Source organism: Methyloglobulus sp. (genome assembly GCF_040079455.1).
GTDB lineage: Bacteria > Pseudomonadota > Gammaproteobacteria > Methylococcales > Methylomonadaceae > Methyloglobulus.
In genome coordinates this window covers 1-12,085 of record NZ_JBEBKJ010000017.1, presented here as the reverse complement: position 1 = coordinate 12,085, position 12,085 = coordinate 1, and the positions used below count along the sequence as shown (strand labels likewise).

General features: G+C 41.8%; 9 protein-coding genes and 1 pseudogene. 3 read left to right on the top strand and 7 right to left on the bottom strand.

Annotation, left to right across the window (positions count from 1 at the left end; translation table 11 throughout):
* Positions 1-45 precede the first annotated feature (45 nt).
* Genes ABL924_RS05920 through ABL924_RS05910 form a run of 3 tightly spaced genes read left to right on the top strand, consistent with a single transcriptional unit; the run spans position 46 to position 1,738 of the window.
* Positions 46-459: a TraK family protein gene (locus ABL924_RS05920; protein WP_349026151.1), complete on the top strand. Its 414-nt coding sequence runs from the start codon at positions 46-48 to the stop codon at positions 457-459.
* Complete coding sequence (locus ABL924_RS05915) at positions 459-1,196, top strand: conjugal transfer protein TraL (protein WP_349026150.1); 738 nt, start codon at positions 459-461, stop codon at positions 1,194-1,196. Before ABL924_RS05920 ends, ABL924_RS05915 begins: the two co-directional genes overlap by 1 nt.
* Complete coding sequence (locus tag ABL924_RS05910; RefSeq protein ID WP_349026149.1) at positions 1,193-1,738, top strand: hypothetical protein; 546 nt, start codon at positions 1,193-1,195, stop codon at positions 1,736-1,738. The genes ABL924_RS05915 and ABL924_RS05910 overlap by 4 nt, the downstream gene beginning before the upstream one ends.
* A 228-nt stretch (positions 1,739-1,966) precedes the next feature.
* Here the strand turns inward: ABL924_RS05910 and ABL924_RS05905 are convergent, their stop codons facing one another.
* The 7 genes and pseudogenes from ABL924_RS05905 to ABL924_RS05875 form a co-directional block, all read right to left on the bottom strand.
* Positions 1,967-4,645: a DEAD/DEAH box helicase family protein gene (locus ABL924_RS05905; protein ID WP_349026148.1), complete on the bottom strand. Its 2,679-nt coding sequence runs from the start codon at positions 4,643-4,645 to the stop codon at positions 1,967-1,969.
* Positions 4,642-5,211 carry a hypothetical protein gene (locus tag ABL924_RS05900; protein WP_349026147.1) on the bottom strand — a complete coding sequence of 190 codons (570 nt, stop codon included), beginning with the start codon at positions 5,209-5,211 and terminating at the stop codon, positions 4,642-4,644. The genes ABL924_RS05905 and ABL924_RS05900 overlap by 4 nt, the downstream gene beginning before the upstream one ends.
* A 30-nt stretch (positions 5,212-5,241) precedes the next feature.
* Positions 5,242-5,469 (bottom strand): annotated as a pseudogene (locus ABL924_RS05895) (DNA methyltransferase); the annotation flags it as partial.
* A 97-nt stretch (positions 5,470-5,566) separates the two neighbouring features.
* Positions 5,567-6,277: a site-specific DNA-methyltransferase gene (locus ABL924_RS05890; RefSeq protein WP_349026146.1), complete on the bottom strand. Its 711-nt coding sequence runs from the start codon at positions 6,275-6,277 to the stop codon at positions 5,567-5,569.
* A gap of 8 nt (positions 6,278-6,285) precedes the next feature.
* Positions 6,286-8,613, bottom strand: coding sequence for an AAA family ATPase (locus ABL924_RS05885; protein WP_349026145.1), 2,328 nt, complete (start codon positions 8,611-8,613; stop codon positions 6,286-6,288).
* The gene (locus ABL924_RS05880; protein WP_349026144.1) at positions 8,591-8,761 is read right to left on the bottom strand and encodes a hypothetical protein; all 171 of its coding nucleotides are present in this window, start codon (positions 8,759-8,761) and stop codon (positions 8,591-8,593) included. The genes ABL924_RS05885 and ABL924_RS05880 overlap by 23 nt, the downstream gene beginning before the upstream one ends.
* Positions 8,762-8,821: 60 nt before the next feature.
* Entirely contained in the window at positions 8,822-11,677 is a 2,856-nt protein-coding gene (locus tag ABL924_RS05875; protein WP_349026143.1) for an SNF2-related protein, read from the bottom strand.
* Positions 11,678-12,085: the final 408 nt, after the last annotated feature.

Sequence of the window (12,085 nt, the reverse complement as noted above, 5' to 3'; positions counted from 1 at the left end):
ATATATTCCTGATTGATGTGGACTAATTTCCGATGAGGTTAAAAAATGTCTGAGTCAACAAAAGCCAATGCCCTCGAAAAAGCCCTGGTTGCGCGGGCGAAACAATCAAATAATCTCAGCTATGTGGAGTTTTTGGCGAACCTGGAATTGATTAAAACCTATTTAGAGAAAGGCTATACCGCTAAGGCGCTCTGGGAAGCCTTAACGGAAGAAAACATCATCACGGTTCATTACGTGACTTTTTCCAGGTATCTCAGAAAACAAAATTTAACTCGGCATAGCGAGAAAGCACAGCAAGGAGGTAAACCCACTTCAAATGATCCCACCAAAATCAAGACTGGTACGCTGAATTCGGCATCTCAAAGCGTTGAGTCCATTCATCAGGTAGAGCCTACTAAGTTAAATCTACCCGATGGTATGTCCCATCACCCCAAAATCAACCCAAAGGATTTAATCTAATGTCTAAAATACATGTCATTCTCCAAGGTAAGGGCGGCGTTGGAAAATCATTGATCGCAAGCCTACTCACGCAATATCTAATCTATAAGCACAGTGATCCAAAGAAGCCGCTGACCTTAATTGATACGGACCCCATCAATAAGACTTTCAGCCGATATGACCGTTTGCCTGTTATGTCGCTAGACATTATCGAGAACGATGAAATCAACCAGCGTAAATTCGATGAAATTATAGAATTAATAGTGCAATCACAAGGCGACACGGTAATTGATAACGGTGCGAGTTCATTCATTGCCTTATCAACATACATTAGGGAGATGGGCATACCGGAAATATTACAAAGCCTCGGCCATGAGTTGATCATCCATACCGTCATCACAGGCGGACAGGCGTTAAACGACACCTTAGTGGGCTTTGCTCAAATGGCGCACCACTTAAAGGGAAATACCAAATTTATTGTCTGGCTCAATCCCTACTGGGGCGAAGTGAAGTCTGATGGTAAAACATTTGAGCAGATGGCTGTTTATAAGGCGAATAAGGAGGCCATCACTGCATTGATCCAAATACCGGAGCATAAGCAAGAAACCTTCGGCCATGACCTAAGCGCAATGCTCAATCAAAACCTGACTTTCGACGAAGCAATCAACGATCCAAGTAAAACAATCATGACCCGGCAAAGATTAAAAATCATACAAGACGATATTTTTAAGAGACTGGATGCTGCGGTAATTTTATGAGCAAGGGATTGTTAAGTCGGGGCATTGATAGAAGCCCAGCGAATCAAGCAACTAAGGTAAAAACTGATCGGTCAGACGATGGCATGGAAGCCATCATACGTGCTGTTGCTGTAAAGCACGGTATTGCCCTTGGCAATAACGATCCAATCCTGGTTTTGCAAACCATCAACGGTTTATTAATGGACGAATTCGCCAGCAAGCAAGAAGTGTTAATTCATGAATTCCATGTCAATTTGGAAGCAGCCGCTGATTTGTGGAGCAAGAACATGGAAAGTAAAGCTAAGGCGATTCTAGGCAGCATGGAAAACAGCCACCGTCATCTTGTCGGCGAGCTGATTGAACAGCAGATTGAAAACCTTGTCATGGAAATTGCAGACAAAAGCGGTAACATCGCCATGGAGCAACAACTCAGGGCTTCAAAGAATTTAAGGTCTTTAAATAGCCAGTTAAAAACTATGAGGTCAATGCTCTATGTTAATTTTGCCGCTTCGATAATGGCGCTGGTTTCGGCAATTGTTATGCTTTGGTTATTCATCAAGTAATAGGGATTGTAGAAGATAGCTAATAGGGTCATAAGTTGGAACAAAGCATTAAGTTAGATTTTTATGCTACCTTTTTCCAATGTATTAGAGTTATCCACAGATTTTGTGCATAACCTTGTGGAGTTGTCTTTTTTGTTTGGCTTTAATCCTTAAAAATAAGGTTGTTGGGTTAAATTGTGTAATATTTTGTCATCGCAAAAAGGGAATTCATAATACTAACCTTATCAATCAAAACCTTCGGACAAAATCCTCCAGCTTAAGATTTTCCGTGACCTCATCATGGGGTATCTGTAAATATTTCCAGGATTTTCCGCCATTTTTAAGCAGATATTCACTGGCATTTTTGCACCAAGTTTTTGCGGCTTCGGCTTTGGCTTGGACAATTGGGTCAGTCATTTCCGCCAGTGATTTGGTTTCCACCATCAACACGCATTGCTCAGTTTCAGCGATAAAGTCGGGTACATATTCCGGGTGTTCGTTACGGTCTTTGTAATAAATTTTAAATTGACCTTTGGCGGGCTTAAACCACTTTTGCGCGTCACGTTCTAATATGACGGCAAAGCGTCGTTCAGTATCAGAATCAAATTTTTGTACGGGATACAAACATTTTTCAAATCCACCAAACAATACCTGCTTAATCTTGGTTTTATCGGCGACGGTTTGACGATAAGACTGCACCGCTTGGCCTTCTAACACGGTATAAGCACAATCTTTTAATGGCGTAAATCCGCTCCGCACTTCCACTTCATAGGTATCAGCCTTTTCCCAAAAGTGTCCGGCCATTTGTGCATGAATGTTTTGGGCGATTAAATTACGATGGTTACTCAACACATTATGAATTTCGTCATCGGATAAGGCACTGGCGTTCAAATGGTCAATAACCTGTTTTGCCAAGTCATACAGTAAATCGGCATGTTCGTCATAAGAAATATCATCAAAATCAATCAACGCATAAACGATGTAATTCTCCGGTTTCGCTTCAGTTAAGCCAATTTGGGATGCCATCGACACCTGCTGATTGGTTTGCAAACTTTGAATCAAAATATCCCGTTCGGATGGTTGAAGATTCAAACCACTTAAATCTAAAGTAAACGGCTTATAGCCATAGCTGACTTCACCTTTAGGTACAACAATTACACGCGGAATATCAATAGTTTGCTGAACCATCAATAGGGTTGCTTTGGCAACGATCTTCGCAACATCTATCGTCTTATCGTCATCAAATACGGATTGCTGGCTGGAATTCAGATGCTCAGTAACGGCTTTGACAATCGATGACTGAATAGCTTCCCCTAGCAATGCCTTACTGGTTGCAGCAATAGCGGGTTGATGTTGCAATTTATTCAATTCGGCAATGGCAATTTGTGCGACCGCTTTTTCTGCTACGCCTTGAAAAATAGGCGTTTTGTTAGTTAAAGAGGGATAAACCATGCCTGATGATGAATTACCTACTAGCATTCCAAGATTCGATATTACCGCCACACTTTCGGTTTTATCTTGATTGGTCGGTGCTTCCAGAATCACTTGTTTCAAACGCAGCGGATTTTCAGGGTTGTTCGCTTCGTCAATAATTTCTTGAAAACGGTCGTGGGCGACAATATTCAAGCGATCCACCGTCGCTACGCCTGTGCGTTTACCATAAGGCAGGCGCAAACCACGGCCAATTGATTGCTCTATCAATGTCCGTGCATTGGCGGCTCGTAATGGCACAATGGTATAAAGATTCGTCACGTCCCAGCCTTCTTTCAGCATATTGACGTGAATTACCACTTCCGTTGGTTCATCCTGGCTTTCTACCGCCAGCAAACGGGCGATCATCTCTTCTTCGGCAGCACCGGATTTGCTGCTGTCCACCTGAATTATTTTGCCTTGATAACGTCCATCAAAAAACGCCGACGATTCCATTAACTCCAATAACTGTGCAGCGTGTGTGGTATCCCTGGCGATAACGAGCATAAACGGCTTAACGACAGGCACATCGTTTTCCCGTGCGTAGGTCAGTAATTCAACCTTGGTGGCCTCATGTAAGCGAATGCCATCCATCAATTTAATGCGCTCAATTTCTTCCTTGGAATACTGGTTAGCGTTGAAATTCCGTTGAGTCACCACAGCAGGCTCTTTAACGAAACCATCATCCATGGCGCGGGCTAAGGGATAATCCACTACGACGTTTTTGAAGGGAATCGGCCCTCGTGCGCTTTCAGTAAACGGGGTTGCCGTCAGCTCCAAACCCAGTAATGGTTTTAATTCATTCAACGCCCGCATTCCGGCATCGGCACGATACCTATGCGATTCATCCATCAGCAAAACCAAGTCTGACAACTCAGACAAATAATTAAAATAGCTATCGCCTAAATATTCGGACAATCGTTTAATCTTAGGCGACTTGCCTCCTCGCACTTCTGAATGGATTTTAGAAATATTGAAAATGTTGATGGACACAGCAGAAAATATATCGCCAGCATGACGGCCTTTAACCTCATAATCGTCGCCAGTAATTATCACGGGCGAATTAACGGCAAACTCGGCAATGCCTTTAAAGACATATTTTGGGGTATTGGGAGTAAAGTCCGTAATCAGCTTGTTGTAAATCGTCAGGTTGGGGGCTAATACAAAAAAATGGTTAATACCATGCGCCAGATGCAAGTAGCTGATAAAAGCACCCATCAACCGGGTTTTGCCGACCCCGGTTGCCAAGGCAAAACAAAGGGAGGGAAACTCACGTTCAAAATCAGACAGCTTAGGGAATTCATTTTTAATGATTTCCAAAACGGTTGCGACATCGCGTTTTGGATGCAGAATATCCGGGCTTGCTTCAATCGCCCTCAACAAGGCTTCCAAGGAATCCCGTTGCGGTTGCCTTAAACTTAAGCGTCCGGCGATACTTTGTAAAATTTTCTGTTTCATGCCTCGTCTCCCAGTAAATCCGTTTGCTCCGGTGCGGCGGCGGGTTTTTGCATTTGCGGCAAGTTGGCAACATTCAGGCTGTAATCGTCATGCGCCCATTCGCAGCGCGACAACACCATTTTGGGAATTTTCTTAACCGTTAGATTGGCAAATTGTTCGGATTTGCCGCGAAATGCCGCGCAACACACCAACAGGGAACGATTGCCGCCCACTTCCTCGGACAGTTCCACCAATTGCTGATGCGACAGGTTTTGCGTGGTAACGTAAATAAAGTCCTGTTCGGATGAATAGCCGTGATTCCACCATTGGCTATCGGAAGGCGCATAGGTAAAACCTTCCAACTTACACAGGGCTTCGGCCAGCATTGCCGGGTTGTAGTTTTTATTCACCACCCAATTGCCCCACTTGTCTTGTTCCAACAAGGAAGGCGCGAGTTTGTAATAACGGAAACCGCCGCCACCTTGCCAGTTGACGGTCTTGCTGATACCGCCCTGATCCTCGCCGTCGATAACTTTTTGCAAGCGCGGAATGATGTGGGTATGGCAATGTTCGCCCAGTTCAATCATGATCCATCGACGACCCATCTTATGCGCGACTGCGCCAGTAGTGCCTGAACCGGCGAAAGAGTCTAGTACAAGGTCGTCAGGATTAGTCGCAATATGTAAAATACGCTGAATTAACCTCTCTGGTTTTGGACTATCAAAAGCCGCCGTTTTACCGAAAAGACTATGAATTTCTTTTTTTGATTCATCTGTATGCCCAACCTCATCTGATGGCCACCATGTCCAAGGAGCAACACCGGCTACTTCAGATAAGTACCTAATAATATTAGGTTGCGCATCACCATTTTTTCCAAAATATATTCTACCTTCCGACAGAAGTTTTTCATAAGTTGCTCGTGCTATCCCCCAACAACGGCCCTCAGGTGGTCGATGTCTCTTTCCAGATGGGGGTTACAACTTCATAAAACTGTTCTGATGTTGCATGTCCTTCTTGGGCTGTCATTGGAATTGGTCGCCAACGACCAAGTGGATCATTATTAGGATTTCTGTAAACCTTTGCTTGTTGTTCTGTCAAAGTAACTAAGTTACGATTTTCCTTAAAAACCTCTGGATGTTTAGCATAAACAAAAAGATATTCATGTACATCACCAATTGCCTCACGATTCTCTCTTGAATATCGTTTTTGCCAAACATTTGAAGCAATAAAATTTCTTCTACCAAACACCTCGTCCATCATGACTTTTAAATAATGAGCTTCGTTGTCGTCGATAGATACCCAAATACTGCCATCTTCTGCCAACAATTCCCTGAGAATTTCGAGCCTATCACGCATCAATGACAGCCAGATCGAATGCTCCAACCCGTCATCAAAATGGGCAAACGCGCTACCTGTATTGTAAGGAGGATCGATATAAATACATTTAACTTTTCCAAAATACACTTGCTCCAACGCTTTCAACGCCAGCAGGTTGTCGCCAAAAATTAGCTTGTTATCGAACTGATCGTTATCGCTTACCTTATGTTTAGCATGATACGACAAACTTGGGTCTTCCAATAAAATCCTCGGCTCCAACTTAGGCCGCTTGTCCTTGCCGATCCAAGTTAGCTCTAACTTTTGTTTATTATTCATTTAGTTTTTTAAGATGGTTTTCGTAAGGGGTGTAACCGTAGCGTTTCGTCTTTTGTTGCCCAATAAGAACCTGATCTATCAGAGGATGGCAAGCCTTCTTCAGGACAAATTAAGCACTCTGCTACTTCTAAAACCAGTTGTCCGAAACGCTGGGCATCTTGCTCAGGAAGGTGCTGTGATAATACGTTGTAATGGCAGCCAAAGATGTTTCTTGTAGATGAAATATTTTTGAGTTCTTCCAGTTTGCTACCCAGAGTATGATTTAAATAACTCCCATCAGCTTTTTTAGTTTCTGTTCGTAACGCAGCAAGCAACTTGTTGTTTATCGATGGCAACAGATCGCCTAACGTATGCCCATGCTTTTTTCTTGGAACTGAACATTCATATTTTTCAGTTATAAAATCACAAATTTGTTCGAGTAAAACACCAGCACTCGCACAGATAAGTTGAAGGCTTTGTGGATTTGCTTGAATTAATTTTCTTAATTCATCAACAGGTGGTGCGCCTTTCACTCCGATAGAAACCCCATTTGAATGCGACCATTTTCCAAGTTCAATTAGTTGACATTGCCCGTTTCTTAATTGTCCAAGTCGGAATTTTTCACGCCAAGGGCGGTAATGCGTTGTGATAATACAATGCATAAAACGTTCTGTTTCGCTATAAATCATCTCAACCAATCGTTCGACATGAGGCTCATCAATACTCCCAAGCACATCGTCCAACACGAGAATGGTGTTTTCAAGATTATTCAATGCAGCGATAGCGATAAATATACACAATCCCAATGTATCCAAATGAGAATCACTAAAATAAGCTGCGGGTGGCGCATTTTCGAGACTGAAAAAATTAGCCGCAATTTCAAGAGATGCTTTTTTCTTTGGATCAAGCATAAGGGCGATTTTATTAAGTCCCTCGCCTGGATGTAGCAACTCATAGAGACGACCTACTTCATTCGCAATTTTACTGAGTATGTCGTCAACAAATTGCTTACGTTGGATTTCATGAATTTGTAGAGCTTGCCTTAAAGCTGGCAGTAGTATTGATGAAGCTCGTTGATTTTCAATATTGGTATCGTATTGTTGTAAAGCTGACTTTAAGCCATTGATTTCACCTTTGTAATTGGCTATGTCGTCACGTCTTTGATTGATAGTACCGATTAATGAATCAATAGCTTGATTAAGAATCGGGGATGAAATTAGGTCTATAGAGTTAGAAAGTTGTTGTTTCAATATAGAAATAATTTCTTGGGTTTTACTTTCTTGTAATAATGAAAAACTAATACAGTCTTCAATATTTTGGCTAAGTGCAGTTATTGTTTCCGTTAATTTTTTGCCTTCTGATTCTTTCTTATTTTGATCGTTGCTAAATTTTGCGTCTACCTGCTTTTTGCTGACTATCGCCCGATCAAGGATGTTTAACTGACTGATTTTTTGTGCGACCTTATCAGGAAGTCCATTGGCAAATTCTGAACTCTCACATAGTGGGCACTTTTCTACTATCGGGTGAGATGAAAAATGTCTACTCGCTGCCTGGAGTATTTCTAAAACTTCCTTCGTTCCTGGCAGGGCTTGTTGAGTGATTGTTTCAACTTTTTGCTGTTCTTGAGTAACTTCTGTTTGGGTTTTTGTTAGATTTTCTTGAGCTTGTTGATAATTTTGTTGTTCTCGTTTGACATTATTTAATGTATGTTCAAGTTGTCTCAGCTTGCTGATTTCGTTGTCAAAGCCATCAAGATTTGTTTGTGTTTCTTGTCTTGCCCATTCAAATACTGATCCTTTACTGTTTGCTAGGCGTTGCCAATAACTTTCTATTGTTACCCTGTTCTCTCCCAGCCTAGTACTTGCCTCTGTTTGTTCCTTTTCTAACGTATTTAACAAACTGCGTAATTCGGTTTCTGATTTTTCAATTTCAGTTATATCTATAAAAGGTTTTATAACCTTAAAACGATCAGCAGGGTTTGCTTGAATTAAATCTAAAATCTGCGCCCGACGTAAAACATGCACGGATGGCACATCAGTAGAAGGATTTATATTGACATTTTTCGTGCTAACGGTCGCCCGCCAAGTATTCGACTTAGTTTCTAATTCGACATAAATGTCTCCTTTGGTCTTTTCTATCGAAGGCCAATAAACATTGGTTGTACCTAGACCCCGCCCTTCAACCGAACCTACTTTCTGATTACCCAGCAAGTCTAAGGCATCACAAAGCGTACTTTTCCCTGTGCCATTTTCACCATATATCAATGTCAGCGGCTTATGAAATTCGATTTCAACGGGTTGCATAGCCCCGCGTAATGCATGAACTGTAAGTTTTTTAAGGGTGGGTTTCTTCGGCATTTTGATCGCCCTTATCCATTGATAATTCAATTGCTAATCGCCAATCTTCTGCTCTGATTTTCCCTGACAGTATTTTGCCAGCAATTTTATTGGCTTCCTGTTCTGTCAGAATTTGTTCTGCCTGTAGTTGCTGAATGATTTTTGTCATTAATCTCTCACTGGGATTGGTCATGTTTGCCTCAAGCGGGATGTTGAAGTCGGCTTTTACTTAGATAATAGACCACTTAATCATATACAGATCATCTGCTTCGGTTTTTTGATTTAATTTGCTTTCAAGTTGCCCAATTAGGGCTTCTCTACGTTCATCAATTTTATCCTGACGATCAAAAAGTTCTTTGCGTAATTGACTCCGATCCCGCTCTAATTCTCGTTGTTTTTTCTGGTAATTTAATTTTTCTTCCAGTGTGGGCGCAATTTTGGCATTTCGGCGCACTTCTTTTATCTGTTGGTCAATATCCTTAATGCTTTGTTCTAGGCCGTACTTTAAGTCGTCAGCCCAGAGATCGAGTTTGTTGACTTCATCTTCAAAGAACATCAAATTACGGCTATTGACCATTTTTATGATGTCATTCTGGGCACTAATGAGTGAGGTATCCAGTTGTTGGCAATCACTCAGCACTTGCGGAAGACATAGGCTGGCAGGCAGTAGCATAAGCTTTTGCGCCGTTTCTGCTGGTAACTCTTCGCCATCATCGGTAACGGCGGCAAACAAAAGGTGATCCTCGTTTTGTTCCAAGGCTTCAACACTGAAGCGTTGAAGTTTTAGGATACCGGATTTTCCCAACAATGCTTCGATGACACTAATCTTTGCTTTATGCGCTGTATAGTCGAATGTGATATGTGCGCTGGGCGTGGCTTGTTGTTTTGCGGTTTCTAGTACCCATTCACCTAACGGATGGTTCAAACGGTAAACATGAGCGTTTACACTGACTGGATTTTGCTTATGGGTTCGCCTCAGTAATTGATAGCGTCCTTGTGGTGCTTCATTAATGACATAAGTATTGAGATTGAAAAGGTAATCTTGTTCATTAAAATCGGCGTGTGGCTTTAGGCGATGTTTGGTGACAGCCCAAAACCATCGACTGATTTTGTCGAGCCTTTGTTCGGCTTGATCGAGCTGTACTTTTAATAAATCGTGGATGTCCTCATCAAAATTTTCCAACAATTGCTGACGGGTTTCCTGCATTTGTTTACTGATGTCCACTTCCATTTCTTTCTGGAGTTGGGCAAAAGCGGATTCAATTTGATCGGTTGTTCGGCAAGTTTCGTAGATTGCTTGTATCCGCTTTTCAAAATCAATACCGGATTCTATAGAACCAAGTACGTCATCAGATGCCCCAAAAACGCCGTCGAACAAATGAAACTTATCGGTTAATAATTCCAGTACCCGTTGGTCGGCATAGTTGCTTTGATTAAGAAAATTGATAACAACAACATCAAATTTTTGCCCGTAGCGATGGCAGCGGCCTATGCGCTGTTCAACTCGCTGCGGATTCCAAGGCAGGTCGTAATTGATGACCAAGGAACAAAATTGCAGGTTAACGCCTTCTGCGCCAGCCTCAGTTGCAATCATTATTTCTGCATGATTTTGAAAATGGTCAATTAAGGCTGTGCGTTTGTCTACTTGGGGGGAACCCGTAATTTTGTTAGTGCCTTTAACTTCTTGTAGCCATTGCTGATAAATAACCGTCGTTTCAGGGCTATTGTTAGTGCCGCTGAAAGTCACCAATTTTTCTTGATAACCATTAGCGGACAAATAAGCTTGCAAGTATTCCTGAGTGCGTTTGGACTCGGTAAAAATTACGGCTTTGCGCGGTGCATCCATTGCGGCCATTTGTTTAAAGCCTTTATTTAAGGCAATCAACAAGGCTTTGGCTTTGCTGTCTTCAGATATTTTTTCTGCTTGCTCGATCAGTCCGTTGATTTCTTCAATTTCGCATTTGAGTTGTTTTTGGTCGATAGTTTGTTCTGAGTCATCAACAGTTTCACTTTCCAACTCGTCAAGGTAATCGGATTCCAAATCGTCGTTTTCAATCAAATCCGCAATAATGTCGGTATCATCTTGTTGATTATTTGAAAGGTTAACAAGCCGATTTCTTATGGTAATTAATGTGTTAAGCACCGCATGGGTACTCGATGCCAACAGTTTACGAAGGATAAGCCCGGTTAAATGCCGTTGGCGTTTGGGTAAAGAGTAGCTATCTTCACGTTCAAGAATTGCCGTTATTCCATTATACAAATGCATTTCTGCCTGGGATGGCGTAAACGGTATGGTTATGGCTTTACGCTGGGTATAACGGATGTACTCAAGGACTTGTTTGCGTAATGTCCGTTTTACAAATCCTTTCAGGCGATCTTTTAACTGAGCAATACCGCCGTTCCCCATGTAATGCTGACGAAAGGATTTTTCGTCACTAAACAAATGTTCATCCAATAATGTCGATAATCCGTAAAGCTCAAGCAAGGAGTTTTGCAGTGGTGTAGCGGTTAATAATAATTTTTGCCTGCCATGAAGGGCGCGTTTTAAGGCTTGACCCATTTTATTGTTGGGGCGGTATGAATTTCGCAACTTGTGTGCTTCGTCCATGACCACCAAATGCCAAGGCTCAACAAGCAGTAATTCTTCTAATCGCGCAGCAAAATGATAAGAGAGTATGTTGATACATTTGTTGTTGAAGGGGTTATTTATGCCCTGGGCTTTTAATTGCTTCCAGATATTCGCATCTAAAATCTGTGAAGGGAGATTGAATTTGTCTAATAATTCTTGCGCCCATTGTTTACGCAACGAGGCGGGGCAAATAATCAGTAATTTTCGTTTTCTTTCCGCCCAATACTGGCAAAGCACCAAACCAGCTTCAATCGTTTTTCCTAAGCCGACTTCATCCGCAAGGATAACGCCTTTATTGAGAGGATTATGAAGCGCAAACAAAGCGGCATTGATCTGATGGGGATTTAGGTCAACAGTCGCATCGAATAACGATTGCGATAACCTATCTACGCCATCACTTGCACATTGGCGTGTTAATTCAAAAGCAAAATATTTGGCATGGTAATCGGTGAACACTTTTATTATTCTTTATCAAATTAAGATTATTTATAAATGGTGGAATGGTTCTATCCTTGCCATAGCTCCATCGTCCTAATGATAGCTAAAAAGTCACTTAGCGAGGGATTGCCCTCTAGTGATAAAGTTGTATGGCATGAGTCAATGTTAAAAGCGTACCATCCTTTTTCTTAAAAGATACCTTAATAGCATTCAGTTCAGTTGCTGGACATCCAGCTTTTCATTACTGATGCAGATGTTTTAACGCATAAATTTTTGGACAAATTTTATGATGCCGTTTACGTTACTCATTGTCTGTTAATCTTCCTTCTATCCAAGCCGGATTACTCCGACAATCCAACACAGCGTAAACGATGATGTCTGTATTTTCTACAGTGTAATAAACCGCGAACGGAAAACGTTTGGACA

Bases quoted from the DNA above. Each gene is read 5' to 3' on its own strand.
- ABL924_RS05890 (WP_349026146.1), bottom strand. From the start codon at position 6,277: ATGAATAATAAACAAAAGTTAGAGCTAACTTGGATCGGCAAGGACAAG.
- ABL924_RS05880 (WP_349026144.1), bottom strand. From the start codon at position 8,761: ATGACAAAAATCATTCAGCAACTACAGGCAGAACAAATTCTGACAGAA.
- ABL924_RS05885 (WP_349026145.1), bottom strand. From the start codon at position 8,613: ATGCCGAAGAAACCCACCCTTAAAAAACTTACAGTTCATGCATTACGC.
- ABL924_RS05910 (WP_349026149.1), top strand. From the start codon at position 1,193: ATGAGCAAGGGATTGTTAAGTCGGGGCATTGATAGAAGCCCAGCGAAT.
- ABL924_RS05915 (WP_349026150.1), top strand. From the start codon at position 459: ATGTCTAAAATACATGTCATTCTCCAAGGTAAGGGCGGCGTTGGAAAA.
- ABL924_RS05920 (WP_349026151.1), top strand. From the start codon at position 46: ATGTCTGAGTCAACAAAAGCCAATGCCCTCGAAAAAGCCCTGGTTGCG.
- ABL924_RS05905 (WP_349026148.1), bottom strand. From the start codon at position 4,645: ATGAAACAGAAAATTTTACAAAGTATCGCCGGACGCTTAAGTTTAAGG.
- ABL924_RS05900 (WP_349026147.1), bottom strand. From the start codon at position 5,211: ATGATTGAACTGGGCGAACATTGCCATACCCACATCATTCCGCGCTTG.